Source organism: Paenimyroides marinum (genome assembly GCF_900108395.1).
GTDB classification, from domain to species: domain Bacteria; phylum Bacteroidota; class Bacteroidia; order Flavobacteriales; family Flavobacteriaceae; genus Flavobacterium; species Flavobacterium marinum.
In genome coordinates, this window is sequence record NZ_FNXE01000005.1 from 30,820 (window position 1) to 53,965 (window position 23,146).

Genomic DNA, 23,146 nt, shown 5'->3' on the forward strand with positions numbered 1-23,146 from the left:
ATGGTTTTATCCCTCTTGCACCAAATGCTGCAAGTTCGGGTCGTTCTTGATGCGCTCCATTTCACTGACAACGATATTCATAATGTCGGATTTTATACGCTTGTAATTGCTTTCGATTTCCTGCTTCATTTTGTCCTCGCCCTGCTCATCTGCAAAGGACAGGATTTGCGGTATCTTCTGATAGGCTTTGATTTCGGCAGCTACCTTTTCATTGTCCACTACAATTTCAGCGTGAAAGATTTTTTGCTCGATGCGCTCATCGAAGTTATCCGATACGGAACCTACGAACATACCCTGTGTCAAAGTTGAAATTTTAGAAGCAGGAATAAGGTTGTCTAATTGCGTAGAAATAGAAGTTGATTTATCGTTTCGGTTTATCGTCATACTTTGGCGTTTCTGCAATACTTTCCCGAAGCGTTCGGAAAGGCTTTTTGCCGTTTCGCCCACAACCTGCCCACTGAATACATTACCTACGGTATTCTGGATAACTTTCGCCTCTTTATCTCCATAATCACGTATTAACTGCGAAAAATCCTGAAAACCCAAACATACGGCTACCTTATTACTTCTCGCCGTTGCGATAAGATTGTCTAATCCTCGAAAATAAATTGTCGGCAATTCGTCGATGATAACTGAACTCTTTAGCTGTCCTTTTTTATTAATCAGTTTTACAATTCTTGAATTGTACAAGCCCAATGCTGCCGAATAGATATTTTGGCGGTCGGGGTTGTTACCCACGCACAAAATTTTCGGCTCTTTTGGGTTGTTGATGTCTAATGAAAAGTCGTCGCCCGTCATTACCCAATACAGTTGCGGACTAATCATTCTTGATAAAGGAATTTTAGCCGATGCGATTTGTCCCTGTAATTGGTCTTGTGCTCCACCTTGCCAAGCATCGAGGAAAGGAGATAAATAATTCTCCAATTCATAGTATGAAGTTAAAATCGTGAATACGTCCGAATACTTTTTATTCAGCAATTCTATGGCGTGCGGGAATGTGCAGTATTTGCCGTTATCGTATATTTTCAGATACCAAATTATAGCAGCTAACAGGATAATAGGACTTTCCACGAAAAAATCCCCTTGCTTCTGTATCCACGACCTGTTGAGGTTCAACATTATGGTATAAGCCGCTTCGTAAGCATCTGAAATGTCCGTCATAAAGTCGGGATTGAGGGGGTTACAACGGTGGCTCTTGCGTGGGTCGTCAAAATTTATCACGTAAAATTTGGGTTGAACTTTGTACTTATCCCTGTTCTTCAGTAAATGATTGTAGGCAATGGTCGAAAGGTCGTCAAACTTAAAATCGTATATATACATACTAAACCCTTTCTCAATCTGCTGTTTGATGTAGTTGTTTACAATGGCGTAAGATTTTCCACTGCCGGGGGTTCCCAACACAATCGTTGCCCGAAAAGGATTGACAACATTTATCCAACCATCATTCCATTTGTTCTTGTAATAAAACTTCGTGGGTAGATTAACCGAATATTCATTTTGCATCAGCTTGGTTTCCTGTTGGAAACTTTCATTCTCATTGTTGAATACGTCGTCCATTAAGTTGGTACGGAGCAATCGGCTCATCCATACACCTGCCATCAGCAAAGCGATATAGCCTAATGAAATGGTAAGGATATACAAGAATGTACCGATTACCGGAGGTAGCTTTAATAAGGGCGTATTCAGAAAGAACAGCACAAAACCGAAGCCTAATGCGATATAGATTTTAGTCCACGTTATCTTTTCATTCTTTACGCCTTTCGTTCCCAAACAGCTTAAAGCCAACAAGACCAAAGCAAAGGCTTTGGTATATAAGGTATGCGAAAACAGTCCTGCAGTTCGCTGAAAATTCCCTAATATTTTGTTGATTACTTCCAATGTCCAGCCACGCTCTAAAAAGAAACCGTAGCAAAACCAATAGAGGTGCATCAGTACCAATAGAATACTCACTGCCCTCATAAATGCCATTATTTTGGCAAGTCCTCTTAAATCGTCTTCTCCCTGCATTATTTTTCAGTTTTAATGTTCGGGCGTGAATTTAAAAGCTCTATACTGTGGCAAGAAGAATGTGGCAGACATTGGCGTTGCGTGGCAGTATTTGGCTGAATAGGAATTGTCCAATCAGGCAGTTTTATAGAAGTACAGAGATTTTGTTACAACTTCCCTTTATTGGGTTACATCTGCCTTGATTTTCTTTTAGACCTTTGTGTTATTAAAAAAGGACAATATGAATATTTTGAAAATTTTAATCGTTGTAACCAATATCAATGTATATGAAAACGGTAAATTAGAAACAGGTCTGTGGTTGAGCGAACTGACCCACCTTTATCACGAAGCAATAACCAATGGTTATGAAGTAACTATTGCAAGCCCAAATGGTGGTAATGTACCTATTGACCCCGAAAGCCTCAAACACTTTACTCTTGATAAAATTTCCAAACAATATTGGAATGAACCGTCTTTTCGGGAACTGTTGAAAAACAGCAAGAGTTTAGTTGAAGTTTCGGAACAGCAATTTGACTGTGTGTATCTGGCAGGCGGACACGGTACAATGTATGACTTTCCCAATGACTCCACCTTACAGAACATTGTCAGGGAACATTATGAAACAGGCAAAATTGTTTCGGCAGTCTGTCACGGAGTTGGTGGATTGTTGAATGTCAAACTATCAAACGACGAATATTTAATCAAAGACAAGACTATAACAGGTTTTAATTGGTTTGAAGAAAGCCTCGCCAAACGAAAAAAAGAAGTTCCGTTCAATCTTGAAGCCGAACTGAAAAAGAGGACTTCCAACTATAAAAAAGCATTTATTCCGATGACTTCTAAAGTAGTCGTGGACGGAAATTTGATAACCGGACAAAACCCTTTCAGCTCGAAAGAGATAGCCAAAGTAGTCATACAGGAATTGAGAAATAAAAGATAAAAAGATGCAAACGATATTAGGAGCAAACGGTCAGATTGGCGAGGAGCTGGCACGGGAACTAAAAAGAAATTTCACTTCGGATATTAGGATTGTAAGCCGTAAGGCTAAAAAAGTAAATGATACCGATACGGTTTTTTCGGCAGATTTATCCATTAGAGAGCAAGCCATTGAAGCCGTAAAAGGTAGTGAAATAGCTTATTTCACTTTGGGGCTTCCAATGAGTTCTGAATTATGGGAACAGCAATTTCCGCTTATCCTCCGCAATGTGATTGATGCCTGCAAAATCAATGGAACAAAATTGGTGTTTTTTGACAATACCTATATGTATCCGCAAGACGACAGGGTAATCACAGAGCAAACTTCTTTCGCACCTGTGGGAAGAAAAGGAAAAGTGAGAAAAGAAATGGCGGAAATGGTTTTAAGAGAAATGCAATCGGGAGAATTGGATGCCGTTATTTGCCGTGCTCCCGAATTTTACGGAACGGGAAAAACGCAAAGCATTACCAATACGTTAATTTTCGATAATATCAAAAAGGGCAAAAAGCTCAAAGTACCTTTAAGCGATACAAAAAAAAGAAGCCTCATTTGGACACCTGATGCAAGTAGAGCAACTGCTTTAATTGGTAATACGCCCGATGCTTTCGGACAGACCTGGCATTTGCCTGTTGATGAAAGCAATCCTACTTACAAAGAATTTATTACGCTGACTTCTGAAGTTTACGGTAAGGAATTAAAGTATTCCGTTGTTCCGAAATTTGTATTTAAAATTGGTTCGTTTTTCAATAAAAGGGCAAAAGAATTGCAGGAATTATTGCCCCGATATGAGCACAACAATCTCTTTGATATTTCTAAATTCAAAAAGCGTTTTCCCGATTTTAAGGTAACAACTTACAGACAAGGAATAGAGCAAATTAAAAATGAGCAACTTTCAACCCAAAAGAAAAAGTAGTAATTTAGCAATGTATAAATCTGACAACCCACAAATGAAAGCTCCGGCAAAAGTACCGTCAATAAGTGCATTACATGAGTTTTTAGGATTGAGCAAACCGTCCAATCCGCTGATTAGTGTGTTCAATTTTGATGATGTAAAATTAGAGCCGGAAACGATTTTGAGTACAATTACAACTGATTTTTATGTAGTTGCTTTAAAAAAGGATTGTGCAGGTGGAAAATGCAAATACGGTCAGCAATATTATGATTTTGATGAGGGGATAATGTATTTTATTGCCCCGCACCAAGTATTACAATTTGAAGATGTGCTTCTCAACGGTGTAAAAGGTTTTGTTCTGGTGGTACACCCTGATTTTTTTCACGGCTATCCTTTGGCAACAGAAATCAGGAACTATGGTTATTTTTCGTATGTAAGCAATGAAGCCCTGCATCTGTCCGAGAAAGAAGAAAAATCTATAATGCACATTATAGAAAATATCAGCAAGGAGATAGATGATAATATGGATGCTTATACGCAGGATTTATTAGTGTCTAACATTGATTTGCTATTGAAATATTGCGACCGTTTTTATAACCGTCAATTTTTGACAAGGAAGAAAGCCAACAATGATTTGCTGACCAAATTGGAAGCTCTGTTGAATGAGTATTTCAAAAACGATAAATTAGCTGATAAAGGTATTCCTACGGTTCAGCTCGTGGCAAGTGAATTGCATTTAAGCCCTAATTATTTGAGCGATATGCTACGGGTACATACAGGACAGACCACACAGCAACACATACAAAACCGTGTTATCGAAAAAGCAAAAGAACTATTATCAACGACCTCAATGTCTGTATCTGAAATAGCGTATCAGTTAGGTTTTGAGCATTCACAATCATTTCATCGTCTGTTCAAAAACAGGACTTCTGTTTCGCCATTAGAGTTTAGACAATCTTTTAACTGATGTATCGAGCAATTTTGAAATACTATCTTCTGTTTTTCTTTTTAAGTTTTTTCTTCATCTTGTTGGCAAAGTCCTGTTCCTCGTAATCTTCTCCCTGTGCTTCGGGTATGAGCAAACCTCCAAAGGCTTCTATCAAACCGTCTTCGTGTTTTGGCTCAGTGTTTAAGAAGTCAAAGAAATGATGTGGTTCTTCCGTAGGAAGATCCGCATCATTTGATGTGGATAGTTTGGGTACTGGCTTCGCAGGTTCTTTTATTTTCGGTTTGATGTCGTTGTTCCAATAATCATGAAAGGTATTGGCAGAAAGCTCCTTTGCCAAACGTGAGCCGTTCCAAACCGATTTTGAGTTGTGGTCTATAAAGGTTATACCATAAATACGCCCTGCATCGTTCCTGCGGACAACCACGTTAATACCTTGTTCCCCTAAATGCTTTTTAAATGCCTGTTCGTTGTCGGTAGATTGCAGAGCAATGGTAACGGCAGATTTTAAAGTTTGTTTTGTCGGCGTATCTTTTTGGCTTGTTTTGCATTTCGCAAAATGTAATTCCAAAGCCGGAAGCCCTGCATTTTTCCCGAAAAGTGAAGCCTTGAACGGGTGTCCGGCTCTTTCGCCTTTCTCATCTAACGGAATGTACAATAAACCCTGCTGTGCCTTTCCGTGAAGTTCGCCCCCTACCTTTTCGGTGGTAATATTGAACAGGGAAAGCAAAGCGTTGTATTCTCCCAAAGTCTGAAATTGATAGTAATTCGGCAGGTGGCGAATGACCGAAGCAATCTGACTTTTTATATCGCCTGCCTGATAATCCACCGGACGGAAAACCTTGTCTTTTTGGTTACGCTCCTTATCTGTGGCAGGTATTAAATGGTGTTTTCTTTCGAGTTCCCGGCATACGTTCATTGACCGCATTTTCTCAAATTTGTCAGAGATTTTTTTACCGTTCTCGTCCACACAGACCGATACAATATGAATATGACTGCGGTCAATATCGGTGTGTTTGAATACCACAAAAGGCTGTTCGCCATAGCCCATTTCCCGCATATATTCCTGTGCCATTTCCCGATATTTATCATCGCTAACTTTATCTTTCGGGTCGGGGTTGAGCGAAATATGTAAGGTATGATATTGCGTATTGCGATTTGCGATGAGGTACGGCTCAAAAGATTGGGTTAATTGAGCAACGGTATATGCTCCGTTTGTCGTTTCGATAATCTTATTTGTGAACAGAATTTGTCCGTTTTCCTTTTCCACTTTTAGATTATTATACGCCAATGCACCATACAGATTTTCGCTTCTTCCAATTTTTGCTATCATTTTTCACGCTGTTTTTTCAGATGTTCGGCCTCAAATTCTTCGGTTAGCTGAATGATTTTTTGACACAACATTGCCATTTCAGCCGTCTGTTTTTCTAATTTGTACAGGAAAGCGGCGGCTTTTTTCTCCGAAAAATGACGATACAACAGCTTTACAATCTGATTGTAATTGACACCTATTGCCCGAAATTGCGAGTGAAATGAAGTTAATCGCATATAATAATCGACTGTTCCTTTATCAATTTTGACCGACTTCATTTCATTTCCAAACACCTGCGAAATGAGAAACTTGGCTTTATTGTTCATTCCCGACGCTTCAAAAAGTGATAAAAGTTTGGCGTTTTCCTCGTCTGTAAGACGGAAAACGTGGCGGTGGATGCTTGGGTTGAGCTTTGGCTTGCGACCGCCCTTGTTTCGTTTGTTGTTATTGTTCTCGTTCATCACTAATCCATTTATAATTCATACGAAAAGCCGACTTCGGAGGTTTTTCCTGCCCCCTGCAAAGGGCAAGTTGTTTTGAGGCACTAAATTCTATTTAGAGTGCCTCAAAACACAACTTGCCGTGTTCCGGTGAACACAATAATCCCGATAAATCGGGATTGAAAGTAACAGGAAAAAAACGGCTCGAAGCCGTTACTGTTACCCTCCGTTTTGTCAAAAACCTTTTGCATAAATCCGTTAATAAAAATCACAATACAAAGTAAAGCCCTCTTTCTAAAAGGATTGCACTGTCGAGCAGTGCCAAACACTGCCTTTGAACGCCAAACACTGCCACATTGAAAGAACTGCTCGTTAATCTCTTTTTATTTGTACCAACAAAAGGATATAAGTGCGTAGATAGTTATGCAGGTAACAACATAAGCACCTAACTACCGAGGTAGGTAATCAAGCAAACAGGTACATAGAAAAGTACCTGTTCAGATACTTGGTTATGTAGTTGGGTAAGGAGAAATGCAAGTGCATAGGTAAGTAAGTCTGCGGGTACAGACCTACTTATCTGCCTACCGATGTAGGTGTGTATTTAAGTGAATAGGTAGATAATTACCTGCACAAGTACAGAGCAACATACTTAATCACATAAGTATCTGACTGCTGACATAGGCACTTACGCACATAGGTAATTGAGTAAATAATTAAATAAGTAGAGATATGAGCACAAAACACAAAACAGTATTTATCGCCTTTTCTTCGCAAAAAGGTGGTGTCGGCAAGAGTACATTTACAACGCTCGTTGCGAGTACCCTGCATTATCGTTTGGGCTACAATGTAGTCGTCTTCGATACGGATTTTCCACAGCACAGCCTAATGAAAATGAAAGAGCGTGATTTGAAAATGGTAATGGAAAACGAAGCCTTGAAAAAACAGGCGTATAACCAATTTATAACCATCAACAAAAAGGCTTATGAGATTATACAGCATCGAGCGGACAGCGTATTGGAAAAAGCACAGGAATATGTAAACGGTTCCCCTGTGCCGATTGATGTTGTTTTCTTCGACCTGCCCGGAACAGTGAACACGCCCGGTATTCTGAAAGCGTTAGCAGGAATGCACCACATTTTTACACCCATTACGGCAGACCGTGTGGTAATGGAAAGTACGCTCGTTTTTACGCAACTTTTGCAGGACGTTATTATGAAACAAGGAGAAACTTCCATAGAAACCATAAACCTGTTTTGGAACCAAGTGGACGGCAGGGAAAGCACACCGTTGTACGAAGTTTATAACAATCTTATCAACCAATTAGGATTAAGCCTTATGCAAAGCCAAGTCAAGAGCAGTACACGCTTTCGGAAAGAAAGCGAAGTGAACAGCAAAGGCTTATTCCGTTCCACGTTGTTACCTCCCGATGAGCGGCTGATGAAAACCTGTCAGTTAGACCTGTTTATGAACGAATTTTTAAAAATCACCCAATTATAAGCCCTATGGAAAAAGGAAACAGAAAAAAAGTAACACCCGATATTGACGAGGAACTGATGATGAGCCTTATGGTGGACGGCGTGAAAAAGGAAGGCATACAGCTTCCTCCCAAACCTGCCAAAGTACCCGAAAAGGAAACCGAAGAAGTAAAACAAGAGGTAGAACGGAACAAACCTGCGGTTAGGGAAAAGAGCCGGACAAAGCGAACTGCCGATGCCGATTATGAAAGTACCTTTTTCAAAAAATCGGAAACGAATGCCCGTGATGGTAAAACGGTTTATATCAGACCGGAATTTCACGAAAAGCTGACACGAATTATTCAAGTGATTGGCGAAGACAAGATTAGTATATACGCTTATTTGGATAATCTGCTCAATTACCATTTTGAAGAATTTAGCGAACAGATTACCAAGAGCTATAACGAAAAGTATAAACCCATTTAATATTGATGGATATGGAAACTCTAATTGTAATATGTCTTTTGATAATCATTGTCCTGCTTGTACAGGACAAGATTGTCATCAAGAAAAAATCGGAGCAAAAGCCTAAACAGGAAAAAGTCAATCCCAATCTGCCCGATATTATGGGTCAGCCAAAGCCTATAAGAAGCCAATCAATGCCAAACACTGCCAATGAAAGCCAAATGGCGGAACAGGAGATAAATCCCGATAATTTAGACATTGAATACGACGAAAACGAAACCGTTGGCATTCAAATTCCGCAGGAGGAGCTGGACGATGCTTTTAGTAATATGCCTGATTTAAGAGCAGAGGAAGAAGAATGGAACAGGTACGGAATTTCCGGTGGCGATGACAGTATTGCCCAAGGGGTTACCTATGACGAACTAACAACCGTAAAGGCGTTGCTCCAAAAAGAACATTTGGAACAGCCCCAAAAAGAAACGGCGATAGCATTAGTTCAAAAATTACAAGGTACTGAATTATTCAGCCTAATGGAAAATTCCATTGAGGGTGCTTCCCGAAAGATTGCCGAGATTTTGGACAGCACACTGACAACTGAAACGGAAGCCGGTTCTTCCAATTTGCGGAAAAATGATTTTGAAAACTTTGACATCAGGGAGTTTATATAGACTTCCCTTTGTCTTTTAAACTGTTATAATTTCCCAAATATCTGTACTTATTGTGTTTTGTAATGCGTTAAATCTGTCTTTGTGAATTGCTATGCAAAGTAAATCTGTTGGTCGTGAAAAACCAACGTAAGCCATTTTCGCTGATTGTTTTACTCTGTCGCCAACAGTTGATTGTATTTGTGTTCCTAAAAATTGGTCTTTTAGTCGTTGCGATTCGTAAGACTTTGCATTTGTTCCTCGTCCGTCTTGCTGAAAATATGATTCCAAATACAATGTCGCACAATGTGTTTGTCCTTTTACTGCGTGAACGCTTGTAATTTCAATTTCAAAGCCGTCTGCTTTGTAATGATTTGTTGGGGCTAAAATTTCTGCATTTTCGACAGAAATTTCTGCATTGTCATCATTGATGAAATTTGAACTTATAGAAACAGTTTTGTCAAAAATTGCAAGCAATGTTGGAATGTAAGTTTTAATTTCTTCCCAAACTTCGTTTGTTTTTTCTCTAACTATTTCGATTGACCAATTATAAATGTTAAGATTTAATTCGTCATATTTTTGAACGTCTTTTTCGTGTATGAAGTCAATTAGTTTTTTCTTTGTGTAGGGTCTGTCGTCTGTTGTATTGATGTTTTCTAAACGTAAGATTTTTAGAAAAGCATTTAAGATATTTTTCCGAATAGGTTCTAATGTTTGCTTTTGCTCATAATACAACAAATAACTTTTCAAGTTGTCATAATCTTGTTTTGGTTTCCCTTTGTCTTTCGCAAAACCTTTGTGATAATCTTCTAAACGTAGTTTAGCTGCATCATTACGGCTTGTTTCATCTTCTTTCCATTCGGTATTCCAACAAACAGCTTTGATTGGTTTCTCGGAATTCCCTAAACCTTTTTCTTTTACGATTTGAGCAAAACAAGCAATAATGTTTCCGATTGTTTCATTTTCAAAAACTAAAATATGCGGTTTTATTTCACATTCATTTTTCCCAACAATATCAAAAGTTTCATCGCTGTATAAAGCAAATTTTTTTACAACGTTTGCAATATGTTTGCTTAGTCGTTGGCTTCCGTTTAATCGTAAAACTTCTGGTCTATCAACCCAATTATCATTTGCTTTTACAAATGAGTTATAGATAGCTTGGTTTTTGTCGCCAATTCTTTGAATTTTTGAAATGCTGTTTCCGTCATCGTAAAAAACTTTTTCTAACAAATTGTATTGATGCGTGTCCATATCTTGCATTTCATCAACGAACACAAAAGAAAAACGTGTCTGCAATATGGTTTTGACACTTGGTATTTTATTCAAATAAACGTCAGCTAAAAAATAAGCATCATCATAGTGTAAAATACCTGATTGAAGAATTCCAATTTTGAATCTTAAAAACCAATTATATACACTTTGTTTTTCTTGCGGTGTGTAATCACGATAATTTTCTGTCCTTGTTCTACCTCGTGGTTTACTAACTTCTAAAACATCCCCATTTAGTTTTTTTACTAACTGAGTTTCTGTAGAGTATTGAAATCTGTAATTATAAAATAACCCCTCATTATTGTTTTTTATATAGGCAACTTTGTCGGTAATATCTTTGTCGAACCCCAGCTTATACAACCAAGGTTTTTCAATACAATTCTTAATCTTTTCGTTGTATATTTCGTGGTCAATCCTGATTGGCTTTTTATTGAATTTTTGAACGTAAAACGGAACAGCTAAAAACTCATCAACAAAACTTTGTATTGTTCCAATGAAATTTGGATAGGAAAATAATCTCGGACAATACTTTTGAATTTTTTCTTTTATTTCGTCAATGGCTGCGTTTGTATGCGACAAAACCAAAATTCCTGAACCTTCAGCAAAGGGAAGTTTGCTTTCCAAAATAATTAGCTTTGCAAGCAAAGCCGTTGTTTTTCCACTTCCGGGAACAGCTTGTAAATCTATTGTATTGAAATTGCGAATAAACACTTTTCGTTCATCGTCAAATGTTTTGCCTACAGGTAAAAGCAATCGTTCGGCATATTGAATTTCTTCATCTGATATGTTAATTTCCTGTGGCATATTTAATCGCTTTTACAAGATAATTAACTGTGTCGGCTTCATCTTCTGAAATTGTAATTGTCTGAACTGCTTTACTTAAATCTTCATCAATCGCGTTTGCAATGTGATAAGCAATATTGGTTTTTTTCAAAGTTTTGTTTATCAATTTTGTTGCAAGTGCTTTTTCAAAATCCGCTTCCCAATCTGTTTTTGTATGAAATGCTTTTGCTGCATTTTGAAAAACCGTTGTTAAACTTGTTGATTTGAATAGGGAATATTCCAAAGTCCAATTTGGTGCAGCAAAGTATTTTACATTTTCTTCCGATTGGTCAGCTATCTTTTTAATTTCCGCTTCTGTTTTTTCCTTAATTGTTTCGGCATCACGTTTTACAAAATCATCTCCGCTTTTTTCGTATTCCCTAATATCCGAATCTGTAATTACAGCAACAGGAATTTTCATATTGGGTTCTGCTTCTCGCAAGTATATTTTTGAATAATGGTCAAAACCTGTGTGTCCGATGTTCACAATGGAAACGCCTTTTTCTGTTAAGCTTATTCCGATTGCTTTTGCAATGCTTGGCAATAAAATTTCTTCTGCCCAACCCTCAACTAAAATCACGCCTTTGGCAAAAAACAAATTGGCTTTTGTGGTGTCCAAAAATTTTTCTAAAAATTTGTAATCGTCTTTTCCCAATTTGGTGTAAGTTTCGCCCATTGGAAAAGCGTTTCCATTGTTGCAAATAATCAAATTTTCCAATTTGAGTTTGGAAGCCAAATTAGGGCTGTGCGTTGTGAGAATGAGTTGAATGTCTGTTTGCTTTTGAAACACTTCAATCACTTGCATTTGTGCCTGTGGGTGCAAGTGTGCTTCCAATTCTTCAACCAAGCCCAAACGTAAACCTGTCCAATTTGACTTGGTTAAGTGAAGCAATTCCGCAGCCATAAACAAACGGTTCAAAGTTCCTAAGCCCGGATTTGGTTCGCCTTTCAGGGTTAAAGCAAGTTTTTCAAGAATGCTTTTGATGTCGGTTGATGTTGATTCAAATTCGCTTTCGTTATTCTTGCTGTAAAAACTTTTAATGTAGTTGTCAATTTTATCTTTTATCTGTTTTCCCTCTGTGGCTTTGGGTTGTCCTGTATTATCAACGCCTTTGAAATAATTTTCTAATTCTTCTTTTAAGCCCGAAAAGATTTTTACCAAATCGTTGTCTTTCTCTTTTCCTTTAAATGCTTCATCGCCTAAAAGAATTTGTGATAAACGTGAATTACGCTTTGCAACCAATTCGTTTTCTGCATCACGCAAAGGTTTTAAGTAAGTTGCTTTAAAATATTCTTTTGTTTCTGATGAAAGCATATATCCTTCTTCATCAACTCCGGCTTTTACATCGGTTGGCGTTATTTTGCCTGTTTGGCGTTTTACATCGTAGTTTAATTTCAAAAATGGTTTTGCTTCTTCGCCTGTACCTATCCAGCCCAACCATTCTGTAAAGTTTTTTGCCTCTTCGGGTTTTAAATCTTCAAACTTCAATTCAATGCGGAAACGATTTGCATCTTGGTAAAAATCTTTATCATCAACTCTTATGTATTCGTAGCTGTGCGTTTTCAAAACCAATTTTATGGCATCAATAATAGCAGTTTTACCCGAATCATTTTCACCAATAATCACATTCAAACCTTTGGTGAGGTTTAAATCTAAATGTGGTTTATCAAGGTCTATATCCCCCTCAACACCGAATTTTCTAAAATTCCAAAGTTTGATGTTAGATAAATACACGTATTCAATATTTAGATTGATAAAATATGCTAATATAAAATTAATTCTTCAAACCGCCACTGAAAGCCAAATACTTCCTTTGACTGCCACTTCAAAATAACACGCCCATTTCCATAAGACATTTGTCCTGAAAGCCCGCAAAGTGCGGGGTAAGGATAACAATTTTAATCTTTTTCAAAATGGAAAAACAGAGAAAAAAAATTTTGCTGACGTTCGGTGCAATGCTGTCAGCAATGGGTGCGTTCGCACAGGGAAACGGCTCGGCAGGTATCAACGAAGCCACCCAAATGGTAACATCGTATTTTGACCCTGCGACACAGCTCATTTATGCCATCGGGGCTGTGGTCGGGTTAATCGGAGGGGTAAAAGTGTACAACAAGTTCAGTAGTGGCGACCCCGACACGAGCAAAACTGCGGCGAGTTGGTTTGGTGCGTGTATCTTCTTAATCGTTGCGGCTACTATCCTGCGTTCATTCTTCCTTTAATCGGTTGCCTTATGAGTTACAATATCAACAAAGGTATCGGAAGAACGGTTGAGTTCAAGGGTTTGAAAGCTCAATACCTATTCATTTTCGCAGGCGGACTGCTCGGCACGCTCATTTTCGTGATGATACTGTATATGGCAGGTGTAAACCCGTACATCTGCCTGTTTATCGGTGCAGGCGGAGCTTCACTGATTGTGTGGCAAACCTTTTCGCTGAACAAAAAACACGGCGAACACGGACTAATGAAAATCGGGGCAAGAAAAAGACATCCCCGATACATCATTTGTCGCAAGCCTGTACACAGGTATCTAAAATTCACTCCTAAATCAAATAAAGTATGAGAAACGTATCTAAAACAACCACATTAGAAAGCAAATTTCCATTGTTGGCAGTAGAAAACAACTGTATCTTATCAAAAGATGCGGACATTACCGCTTGCTTTGAGGTGCGTTTGCCCGAACTATTTACGGTAGCATCGGCAGAATATGAAGCCATACATTCGGCTTGGCATAAGGCTATCAAAACTTTGCCCGATTTTACTGTCATTCATAAGCAAGATTGGTACATCAAAGAAAACTACGCTCCGGATTTGGTGCAGGAAGACCAAAGTTTCCTATCCAAAAGCTATCAAAGGCATTTCAACGAGCGACCATTTCTAAACCATTATTGCTATCTGTTCCTCACGAAGACCACAAAGAACAGAATGCGTATGCAGAGCAATTTCAGTTCGCTTTGCAAAGGCACACTCATTCCAAAGGAAATCAACAAGGAAACGATACACCGCTTTATGGAAGCGGTAGCACAATTTGAGCGTATCGTAAACGATAGCGGTTTTGTAAGCCTGAAACGTCTGACCGAAGACGAAATCATCGGGACGGAAGAAAAGCAAGGGCTGTTGGAACAATACCTTACGCTTTCGAGAGAAGCCGGAACGGCAATGCAGGACATCGCACTCGGAGCGGAAGAAGTCCGTATCGGAAACAAAAGGCTGTCCTTGCACACCTTGTCCGATACGGACGACCTGCCGGGAACTGTATCGGCTGATACCCGTTTTGAAAAGCTGTCCACCGACCGGAGCGACTGCCGTCTGTCGTTCGCCGCACCTGTGGGCTTGTTGTTGAGCTGTAACCATATCTATAACCAATACCTGTTCATAGATAACAGCGAAGACAATCTGCAAAAGTTTGAGAAATCCGCCCGTAATATGCACTCTTTAGCCCGATATAGTCGGGCAAACCAAATTAATAAAGAGTGGATAGAAAAGTACCTGAACGAAGCACATTCGTTCGGGCTGTCTTCTATTCGGTCGCACTTCAATATTATGGCTTGGTCGGAAGACCCTGCGGAACTCAAACAGTTGAAAAACGATTGCGGCAGTGCGTTGGCACTTATGGAGTGCAAGCCCCGCCACAACACGACGGACGTAGCAACCTTGTATTGGGCAGGTATGCCGGGCAATGCGGGGGACTTTCCTGCGGAAGAAAGTTTCTACACATTCATTGAGCCTGCTTTGTGTTTCTTCACGGAAGAAACCAATTACCATAATTCGCCCTCTCCGTTCGGGATAAAAATGGCGGATAGATTGACCGGAAAGCCAATCCATTTGGATATTTCCGATTTGCCAATGAAACGTGGGATTATCACGAACCGCAACAAATTTATTTTGGGGCCGTCAGGTTCGGGAAAATCTTTTTTTACCAATCATATGGTACGCCAATATTACGAACAGGGGGCTCACGTACTATTAGTGGATACAGGAAACAGTTATCAAGGTTTATGCGAACTCATCAAGGGAAAAACCAAAGGCGAAGACGGTGTTTATTTCACTTATACCGAAGATAACCCGATTGCGTTCAATCCCTTTTATACCGATGATGGTGTGTTTGATATTGAGAAGCGTGAAAGCATCAAGACTTTGATACTTACGCTTTGGAAAAGGGACGATGAACCGCCCACAAGGTCGGAAGAAGTGGCATTATCCAATGCTGTATCGGGATATATCGAACGTATCAAAGCGGACGATATTTATCCGTCATTCAACGGCTTTTACGAATACGTGAAAGGCGACTACCGCAAGGTACTCGAAGAAAAACAGGTAAGGGAAAAAGACTTTGACATTGCCAATTTTCTCAACGTGTTAGAGCCTTATTACAAAGGTGGCGAGTATGACTATTTGCTGAACTCGGACAAGCAATTAGACTTATTGAGCAAACGCTTTATCGTGTTTGAAATTGATGCGATTAAAGACCATAAAATTCTCTTTCCCATAGTCACGATTATTATTATGGAGGTTTTTATCAACAAAATGCGTAGGCTGAAAGGTATCAGAAAGCTCATTTTGATTGAAGAAGCGTGGAAAGCGATTGCCAAAAAGGGTATGGCGGAGTACATAAAATACCTCTTTAAAACGGTGAGAAAATTCTTCGGCGAAGCCATTGTCGTAACACAGGAGGTCGATGATATTATTCAGTCGCCCATCGTCAAGGAAAGTATCATTAACAATTCCGACTGCAAAATCCTGCTTGACCAACGCAAGTATATGAACAAGTTTGATGATATACAGGAGATGTTGGGGTTGACCGACAAAGAAAAAGGGCAGGTACTTTCCATCAATATGAACAACGACCCATCACGGCTTTATAAAGAAGTGTGGATTGGCTTAGGTGGTACGCACTCGGCAGTCTATGCCACCGAAGTGAGTTTGGAGGAATATCTCGCCTATACGACTGAAGAAACCGAAAAAATGGAAGTAATGCAACTAGCTTCAGAACTCGATGGCAATGTAGAACTCGCCATTAAGCATATCGCAATGCAAAGGCGGGACAAATCAAATAGTAATTAACATTTAAAATTTCAAGTACAATGAAAAAAGTATTGTATCTGGTGTGTACGGCACTAATGCTTGCCGTAGCACCGTCAGCAAAAGCTCAATTTGTAGTAACTGACCCTGCAAATTTAGCATCAGGTATTCTCAACAGTGCGAACGAAATCGTACAGACTTCCTCGACTGTTAGCAATGTGATTAAGAACTTCAACGAAGTTAAAAAGGTCTATGAGCAAGGCAAGGAATATTACGACAAGCTAAAGGCTGTCAATAACCTTGTAAAAGATGCCCGCAAGGTGCAACAGACTGTTTTGCTGGTAGGCGATGTTTCAGAAATGTATGTTCAGAATTTCGGCAAAATGATGAACGACCCGAATTTTTCCGCACAGGAATTGTCGGCTATCGCAAATGGTTACTCGGCTTTACTGAATGAAAGTACCGAACTGCTCAAAGAGCTGAAACAGATTGTAACCTCTACAAGCCTGTCATTGAATGACAAAGAGCGTATGGATATTATAGACCGAGTTTACAAAGAGGTCAAGGAATATCACAGCTTGGTAAGATACTACACGAATAAAAATATCTCTGTAAGTATCCTGCGTGCAAAGAAACAGAATAATACCAAACGAGTGCTTGACCTCTATGGAACTCCCAACCAAAAATACTGGTAGTTATGGAATTTAATAATCTTCACGAAGTCCTACGCTCATTGTACGATGAGATGCTCCCACTGTCCGCCGATATGGCGGCAGTGGCTAAAGGTGTAGCTGGTTTGGGGGCTTTGTTCTATGTCGCCATAAAAGTATGGCAGGCATTGAGTAGAGCCGAACCCATTGATATGTACCCGTTGCTCCGTCCTTTTGCTTTGGGTATCTGTATTATGTTCTTCCCGACTATCGTATTGGGAACAATCAATGCTGTGTTAAGCCCTGTTGTACAAGGTACACACGCCATTCTCGAAAATCAGGTGCTTGACCTCAACGATTTGCAAGCTAAAAAAGACCTCTTGGAAAGGGAAGCGATGTTGCGAAATCCCGAAACTGCCTATTTGGTGTCCAATGAGGAATTTGATAACAAGCTCGAAGAATTGGGCTGGTCGCCGGGCGACCTGATTACGATGTCGGGTATGTATATGGATAGGTTTGCCTATCAGACCGAACAGGCAATCAAAAATTGGTTTCGCAACCTGTTGGAAGTCCTGTTTCAAGCTGCGGCTTTAGTCATTGATACCATAAGGACATTTTTCCTAATCGTCCTGTCCATACTCGGGCCGATAGCCTTTGCGATAAGTGTGTGGGATGATTTTCAGTCCACACTCACGCAATGGCTGACCCGATATGTAAGCGTGTATCTGTGGTTGCCCGTGGCTGACCTGTTCAGCTCTATGCTTGCCAAAATACAATCCCTCATTATCGAAAAGGATATAGCAATGCTTGCCGACCCGACTTACATTCCTGATACTTCCAATACTGTGTATATCATCTTTATGATAATCGGTATCGTGGGTTACTTCACTATCCCGACGGTAACAGGCTGGATTATTCAGGCAGGTGGTGCAGGAAACTTTACCCGTAACGTAAACCAAGCGGCAATGAAAACCGGAAATATCGCCGGAGCCGGAACAGGTTCGGCAGTTGGAAATATCGGTGGTAAGCTAATGGGAAAATAAAAACAATTAAATCATTAAAAGGAAATGGAATTTAAAACATTAAGAAATATAGAAAACAGCTTTCGGCAGATACGATTGTACGCCATTGTATTTGCCGTTCTCTGTACCAGTGTGGTAGGATATACCGTGTGGAAATCGTACAGCTTTGCGGACGAGCAAAGGCAAAAAATCTATGTATTGGATAACGGCAAATCTTTGATGCTCGCTTTGTCGCAAGATGCAAGTATCAACCGTCCTGTGGAAGCAAGAGAACACGTCAGACGGTTTCACGAACTGTTCTTTACGCTCGCACCCGACAAAAATGCGATTGAAAGCAATATGAGTAGAGCATTCAATCTTGCCGACAAATCCGCCTTTGACTATTACAAAGACTTATCGGAGAAAGGTTATTACTCCCGTATCATATCTGGAAATGTTCAGCAACGCATCGAGGTAGATAGTGTCGTGTGCAACTTCGACACCTATCCGTATGCGGTGCGTACCTACGCCAAACAGTTCATTATACGGTCAAGTAATGTAACACGTCGTAACCTGATTACTTCCTGCTATCTCGTGAACTCAGTACGTTCCGACAACAATCCGCAAGGCTTCAACATCGAAAAGTTTGCGGTAATAGAAAACAGGGATATAGAAGTCATAAACCGCTAAAAAACCACGGATATGAAACAGTTACTTGATTTAGACACATTCGCAAAAACGCTGAACGATAAAGGATATGACGGTTATTTCCATACGGAAGCATCATACCCCGACAAAATCAAAGACAGCCTAAATGGTTTTTTGGAGGCTTGCAAAAATGGTGCGGATAAACCAATGCTACCCAATATGCTGATGCTGAAAACCTACCTGCAATGGAATGGTGATGACAAACCAAGAGTTGAATGCAATATGTGGGTAAAGTATGAAGATGGTCTTTTCGATGTACAGAAAATGAATATTGAAAGAACTGACCAATATGGGCATTTATTGAAGCAGTTAAAACTGACAGACCTTTCCACAGGTACAGTGCCGACCCGAAAAGAAGCTATTGCATTGGTGTCCGATGCTCCTAAACAAAAGTTGTCTTCACAAGGCAGACGGTTTAGGATGTGATAACCGATAATCAATAAGGTATGAAAAAATATAGAGCAAATATGGAAAGGTACTTTGACAGGCTGGACGAGCGTTGGCGGGCATTGCCAATACGCAAACAGCACCGATACACACTGTATCTCTTTGTCGGTTATTTTCTGATGACCGCAGGGATAATTTTCAAAGTGTGGTACGATACGTCAAAGTCCGATAACAATATGCACATCGAACATATTGAAAACCCTGTCCTCAAAAAAAATGAACGTCCTGCAAGCCCGCAGGACACATTATCAACAATTCTAAAAAATAAGTTTTATGAAAGAAAATGAGAATAAAAAATCGGTTGTTCGGGTAACGGAAAGTAACCCGAACGAAACCGCTGATGTCCTGCAAGACGGTACTCAGAACAAATCCGAAAAACTCAAAAAGCCATTGATTTTTGGTTTAATGGGGGTTGTTTTCGTGGGTTGTATGTATTTGATTTTTAAACCGTCGGAAGACAAAAAGGAAATCGAAAATATCGGTCTGAACGATGCCGTTCCGCAAGCCACCGGAGCCGGAATGCCCGACAATAAAGGTAAGGCTTACGAATTGGAAATGCTCGAACAGAAAGAGCAAGAAAAACGCAATGCACTTGCCACACTTTCGGACTATTGGAATACCGAAGACAGCGATGAACCGATGGACGAATTTCCCGAAGAAGACGAAAGCTATGATTATAGTGGCAGAAATTCGGGAGGAAATGGAAATCCTGCTTTGAACAGCTACCGCAATATGCAAAGCACATTGGGTTCATTCTATCAGGACGATAATTCGGAAACAATAGAACTCCAAAGACAGTTGGACGAACTCAAAGAACAATTAGCGGAACAAAATGTACCCAAGCCTGTAACCGTAGATGACCAACTTGCCTTAATGGAGAAATCCTATGAAATGGCGGCAAAGTATCTTCCGTCTAATACCAACACAAGCACCGCAGAAACCCTACCTGCAAACGGTACAGCATCGGAAACTTCGGGGGCTAATCAAAAAGAGCATTTTGTATCGTTTACACCGACAAGGAAAAATACCGTTTCAGCCCTGTACCGTGAGCCTACCGATAGTGCTTTTTTAGCCGATTGGAGCGAAACCCGAAACAGAGGGTTTTATACCGCAGGTGCTGTAGAACAGGTGGTACAACCGAAAAACAGTATCAAAGCCTGTGTACACGATGCACAAACGGTAGTTGGCGAAACAGGAGTGCGTTTGCGATTGTTAGAGCCTGCCCAAACACCACAGCGTAAAATCCCACAAGGAACGATTGTAACGGCTAATGCCAAGTTTCAAGGTGGGCGTTTGCAACTTAAAATTACCTCGATAGAATTGGAGGGCAATATTATCCCTGTGGATATTACCATTTATGATTTGGACGGACAGCAAGGTCTGTACGTTCCGTATTCTCCCGAAATGAACGCCCTTACCGAAATGGCGGGCAATATGAGCCAAACAGGCGGAACGAGCGTAATGCTAACGCAAAATGCCGGACAACAGGTTGCGGCGGATTTAAGTCGTGGCGTGGTACAGGGTATTTCGGGCTATTTCGCCAAAAAGGTGCGAACGCCAAAGGTTACGCTAAAGGCAGGACACCAAGTCTTTTTGGTATCTAAAAAATAATGTTGAACTCAAATAATTAAAACAATGAACAATCTTTTTAAATCAATCTGGGCGGTTGCCCTTACTGTAGGCTTTGCCGTAACCTCATTTGCACAAGATAGTGCAACTGCAAAAACTCCGCTTGCTTTGGGCAAGATAGAGCCGTATAAAATGCAAGTTACCTACGACAAAACTTCGCATTTGATTTTCCCGACCGCCATTCGGTATGTGGATTTGGGTAGCGAATATTTGATTGCAGGAAAAGCTGAAGATGCGGAAAACGTCTTGCGTGTGAAAGCATCGATAAGGGATTTTGAAGCGGAAACCAACTTTTCCGTAATTACCAATGACGGACGTTTTTACTCTTTTAATGTGTATTATAGTGGCTATCCCGATGCGTTGAGCTATGACCTTTTGACTATGCAAAAGGCAGTAGATAAAGCCAACGGAAACGATGTGCTTTTTGAAGAATTGGGCAATAACTCTCCGTCTTTGGCAGGCTTGCTGTTGGAAACCATTTACAAGAAAGACAAGCGTATTGTAAAGCATATCGGAGCAAAGAGCTTCGGTATTCAGTTTATTTTGAAAGGGATTTACATACACAACGGCAAATACTATTTCCATACGGAAGTAAGAAACCGTACCAATGTGCCGTTTGAGATTGATTTTGTCAATTTCAAGGTCGTAGATAAAAAGGTAGCCAAACGTACCGTAGTGCAGGAACGCCCATTGATACCGCTACGAACTTACAAACCTTTGGAAGACGGCATAAACGGAAAATCTACCGGACAAAATGTGTTCCTGTTAGACCAATTCACGATTGCCGATGACAAGGTATTGCTGATTGAGATTTTCGAGAAAAACGGGGGCAGACATCAAACCCTGCAAATCGAAAATTCGGACTTAATCAAAGCCCGATTGATTAACGATATGCACCTTAAATTTTAGTAACCTTTTAAAACAAGAACAATGAAAAAGTATATCTATACCGTGATGCTACTCTTTGTGGCCATCACGGTTGCACAGGCACAGCGAATGTTGCCCAAACAGAAAGGATTGGAGGTAAGCACAGGCATACTGTCCAATGACAAAATCGGTAACGATTATTATATCAATCTTGGTATGACCGTAAACGGCAAAAACGGAAATTATCAGCTATGGGCGTTGGAATATACGCACCAATCCCACGATTACAAGGACATTCGCATACCACAGGAAACCTATACAGCAGAGGGTGGTTACAGTTTCTTCTTGTTGGGCGATACCCGAAAAAACATCACGCTGAACTTCGGTATAACAGGCGTGGTGGGTTACGAAAGTATCAATCGTGGCGAAGCAATGTTGTATGACGGAGCAAGGATATTGAGCGAGGACAATTTTGTTTACGGAGCTGGCGGACGGCTCACATTTGAAACGTACCTGTCAGACCGATTTGTACTTGTCCTGCAAGGGCGTACAAAGGTCTTATGGGGTACGGATTTGGAACAATTCCGACCGTCCGCAGGTGTGGGATTAAGGTTTAATTTTTAAAACGTAGAAGCGATGATAGCAATATTTAATAAATTCAGAACAGGATTACTGCCGATATATGTACTCTTGGCAATCCTCACGGCTTCGGTTTCTTTGGTATCTTGTAGCAAAGATGATGACCTCGAAATACAGAACGATTTTCCTTTTGAGGTCAATGTAATGCCTGTACCCAAAGGCGTAGCCAATGGGCAGACCGTAGAAATACGCATTACCATTCAGCGAACAGGCAATTACCAAAATACGCAATACTACCTCCGCTATTTCCAATTTGATGGACAAGGCACACTTCAGTATTATGACGAACCGCCATATCTGCCGAACGATTTGTACCCTTTACAGGCGGAGCAATTCCGGTTGTACTACACTTCAACATCTGCCGTATCACAAGCCTTTGAGGTTTGGATTTCGGACAGTTTTGGGAACGAAAAGCAAATTAGTTTTCAGTTCAACAATACTGATTAAGAACAATAGAAATGAAGCTAAAAAACCGACTTTACGCAGGTCGGTTTTTTGCTTTTTAGCTTTCGGTGTAGGATGATTTTGTTTAAATTTACTTCATTATAAATCATAAAGCTATGGATACAGTTACGGCTCAATTGGTGTTTGGTATTATTGTTATCGTTGTTGGTATAGGGCTTATCTATTGGATAAACCGCAGGAAATTTTACAGACGTAATGCTATGGGTGCAGAAGGCTTTTCAAGTTTTGAAGCATCGGTTTTTACACGCTTTATTGAGCGTATCGGTAAATGGATTGCCTACCTTTTGATTATTGTAGGTGCTATTTGTATATGGACTTACAGCCAAATGAAAAAGGATAAAGAAAAACAGGAAGTAAGGACAGAGCAACCTGCCCAACGCTGATACGCATACTTTCGATATTAAAATCGGATAGCCCAAAAGGTTATCCGATTTTTTGTTTTATGGCAAACGTAAACCGCCAAATACTGCCTTTCAACGCCAATGGGTGCAACATTTCCAAATCTTGCAACAAC

Annotated in this window: 24 protein-coding genes; 19 read left to right on the plus strand and 5 right to left on the minus strand. The window is 40.1% G+C overall.

Going from position 1 to position 23,146, the window contains the following annotated elements; genetic code table 11:
- Positions 1–6: 6 nt before the first annotated feature.
- Positions 7–2,007: a conjugal transfer protein MobC gene (mobC, locus tag BLW20_RS02860; protein ID WP_091096145.1), complete on the minus strand. Its 2,001-nt coding sequence runs from the start codon at positions 2,005–2,007 to the stop codon at positions 7–9.
- Between the two features lie 220 nt (positions 2,008–2,227).
- On the opposite strand from mobC, the gene BLW20_RS02865 reads away from it, so the two are divergent.
- The 3 genes from BLW20_RS02865 to BLW20_RS02875 are packed head-to-tail and all read left to right on the plus strand — an operon-like array spanning position 2,228 to position 4,821.
- On the plus strand, positions 2,228–2,926 hold the full coding sequence (locus BLW20_RS02865) for a type 1 glutamine amidotransferase domain-containing protein (RefSeq protein ID WP_091096148.1): 699 nt from the start codon (positions 2,228–2,230) through the stop codon (positions 2,924–2,926).
- 4 nt (positions 2,927–2,930) lie between these two features.
- Positions 2,931–3,875 carry an NAD-dependent epimerase/dehydratase family protein gene (locus BLW20_RS02870; RefSeq protein WP_091096150.1) on the plus strand — a complete coding sequence of 315 codons (945 nt, stop codon included), beginning with the start codon at positions 2,931–2,933 and terminating at the stop codon, positions 3,873–3,875.
- Positions 3,876–3,909: 34 nt separating this feature from the next.
- The gene (locus BLW20_RS02875) at positions 3,910–4,821 is read left to right on the plus strand and encodes a helix-turn-helix domain-containing protein (RefSeq protein ID WP_177165020.1); all 912 of its coding nucleotides are present in this window, start codon (positions 3,910–3,912) and stop codon (positions 4,819–4,821) included.
- Positions 4,822–4,843: 22 nt separating this feature from the next.
- On the opposite strand, the gene mobB is transcribed toward BLW20_RS02875, so the two are convergent.
- Together mobB and mobA are read right to left on the minus strand one after the other, a co-directional pair.
- Complete coding sequence (gene mobB / locus BLW20_RS02880) at positions 4,844–6,133, minus strand: conjugal transfer protein MobB (RefSeq protein WP_091096152.1); 1,290 nt, start codon at positions 6,131–6,133, stop codon at positions 4,844–4,846.
- On the minus strand, positions 6,130–6,573 hold the full coding sequence (mobA, locus tag BLW20_RS02885) for a conjugal transfer protein MobA (RefSeq protein ID WP_091096155.1): 444 nt from the start codon (positions 6,571–6,573) through the stop codon (positions 6,130–6,132). The genes mobB and mobA overlap by 4 nt, the downstream gene beginning before the upstream one ends.
- A gap of 708 nt (positions 6,574–7,281) precedes the next feature.
- Here mobA and BLW20_RS02890 point away from each other — a divergent pair.
- The 3 genes from BLW20_RS02890 to BLW20_RS02900 are packed head-to-tail and all read left to right on the plus strand — an operon-like array spanning position 7,282 to position 9,139.
- Complete coding sequence (locus BLW20_RS02890; RefSeq protein WP_091096157.1) at positions 7,282–8,049, plus strand: ParA family protein; 768 nt, start codon at positions 7,282–7,284, stop codon at positions 8,047–8,049.
- Positions 8,050–8,054: 5 nt separating this feature from the next.
- The gene (locus tag BLW20_RS02895) at positions 8,055–8,492 is read left to right on the plus strand and encodes a DUF3408 domain-containing protein (protein WP_091096159.1); all 438 of its coding nucleotides are present in this window, start codon (positions 8,055–8,057) and stop codon (positions 8,490–8,492) included.
- A gap of 11 nt (positions 8,493–8,503) precedes the next feature.
- On the plus strand, positions 8,504–9,139 hold the full coding sequence (locus tag BLW20_RS02900) for a conjugal transfer protein TraD (protein ID WP_091096307.1): 636 nt from the start codon (positions 8,504–8,506) through the stop codon (positions 9,137–9,139).
- A gap of 15 nt (positions 9,140–9,154) precedes the next feature.
- Here the strand turns inward: BLW20_RS02900 and BLW20_RS02905 are convergent, their stop codons facing one another.
- Together BLW20_RS02905 and BLW20_RS02910 are read right to left on the minus strand one after the other, a co-directional pair.
- Entirely contained in the window at positions 9,155–11,188 is a 2,034-nt protein-coding gene (locus BLW20_RS02905; RefSeq protein WP_091096161.1) for a UvrD-helicase domain-containing protein, read from the minus strand.
- Positions 11,172–12,941, minus strand: coding sequence for an ATP-dependent nuclease (locus tag BLW20_RS02910; RefSeq protein ID WP_091096163.1), 1,770 nt, complete (start codon positions 12,939–12,941; stop codon positions 11,172–11,174). The genes BLW20_RS02905 and BLW20_RS02910 overlap by 17 nt, the downstream gene beginning before the upstream one ends.
- A gap of 179 nt (positions 12,942–13,120) precedes the next feature.
- On the opposite strand from BLW20_RS02910, the gene BLW20_RS02915 reads away from it, so the two are divergent.
- From BLW20_RS02915 to BLW20_RS02975, 13 genes are all read left to right on the plus strand, one after another.
- Positions 13,121–13,426 carry a DUF4134 domain-containing protein gene (locus BLW20_RS02915; protein ID WP_091096166.1) on the plus strand — a complete coding sequence of 102 codons (306 nt, stop codon included), beginning with the start codon at positions 13,121–13,123 and terminating at the stop codon, positions 13,424–13,426.
- A gap of 11 nt (positions 13,427–13,437) precedes the next feature.
- Positions 13,438–13,767, plus strand: a complete 330-nt coding sequence (locus BLW20_RS02920; RefSeq protein ID WP_091096168.1) for a DUF4133 domain-containing protein — start codon at positions 13,438–13,440, stop codon at positions 13,765–13,767.
- Entirely contained in the window at positions 13,764–16,268 is a 2,505-nt protein-coding gene (locus BLW20_RS02925) for a TraG family conjugative transposon ATPase (protein ID WP_091096171.1), read from the plus strand. Before BLW20_RS02920 ends, BLW20_RS02925 begins: the two co-directional genes overlap by 4 nt.
- A gap of 20 nt (positions 16,269–16,288) precedes the next feature.
- Complete coding sequence (locus BLW20_RS02930) at positions 16,289–16,921, plus strand: DUF4141 domain-containing protein (RefSeq protein ID WP_091096173.1); 633 nt, start codon at positions 16,289–16,291, stop codon at positions 16,919–16,921.
- 2 nt (positions 16,922–16,923) lie between these two features.
- A complete protein-coding gene (gene traJ, locus BLW20_RS02935) occupies positions 16,924–17,919 on the plus strand; it encodes a conjugative transposon protein TraJ (RefSeq protein ID WP_091096175.1) in 996 nt (331 codons plus the stop codon).
- 24 nt (positions 17,920–17,943) lie between these two features.
- Positions 17,944–18,567, plus strand: a complete 624-nt coding sequence (gene traK, locus BLW20_RS02940; RefSeq protein ID WP_091096177.1) for a conjugative transposon protein TraK — start codon at positions 17,944–17,946, stop codon at positions 18,565–18,567.
- A gap of 12 nt (positions 18,568–18,579) precedes the next feature.
- Complete coding sequence (locus tag BLW20_RS02945) at positions 18,580–19,011, plus strand: hypothetical protein (protein ID WP_091096179.1); 432 nt, start codon at positions 18,580–18,582, stop codon at positions 19,009–19,011.
- Between the two features lie 20 nt (positions 19,012–19,031).
- Complete coding sequence (locus tag BLW20_RS02950) at positions 19,032–19,319, plus strand: nitrogen regulatory IIA protein (RefSeq protein WP_091096182.1); 288 nt, start codon at positions 19,032–19,034, stop codon at positions 19,317–19,319.
- Positions 19,306–20,643, plus strand: a complete 1,338-nt coding sequence (gene traM, locus BLW20_RS02955; protein WP_091096184.1) for a conjugative transposon protein TraM — start codon at positions 19,306–19,308, stop codon at positions 20,641–20,643. Before BLW20_RS02950 ends, traM begins: the two co-directional genes overlap by 14 nt.
- A 24-nt stretch (positions 20,644–20,667) precedes the next feature.
- Positions 20,668–21,570 carry a conjugative transposon protein TraN gene (gene traN / locus BLW20_RS02960; protein ID WP_091096186.1) on the plus strand — a complete coding sequence of 301 codons (903 nt, stop codon included), beginning with the start codon at positions 20,668–20,670 and terminating at the stop codon, positions 21,568–21,570.
- Positions 21,571–21,591: 21 nt separating this feature from the next.
- Positions 21,592–22,152, plus strand: a complete 561-nt coding sequence (locus BLW20_RS02965; protein ID WP_091096188.1) for a conjugal transfer protein TraO — start codon at positions 21,592–21,594, stop codon at positions 22,150–22,152.
- Between the two features lie 12 nt (positions 22,153–22,164).
- Positions 22,165–22,614, plus strand: a complete 450-nt coding sequence (locus BLW20_RS02970; protein WP_091096190.1) for a DUF3872 domain-containing protein — start codon at positions 22,165–22,167, stop codon at positions 22,612–22,614.
- 113 nt (positions 22,615–22,727) lie between these two features.
- A complete protein-coding gene (locus tag BLW20_RS02975) occupies positions 22,728–23,015 on the plus strand; it encodes a molybdenum ABC transporter permease (RefSeq protein WP_091096192.1) in 288 nt (95 codons plus the stop codon).
- Positions 23,016–23,146: the final 131 nt, after the last annotated feature.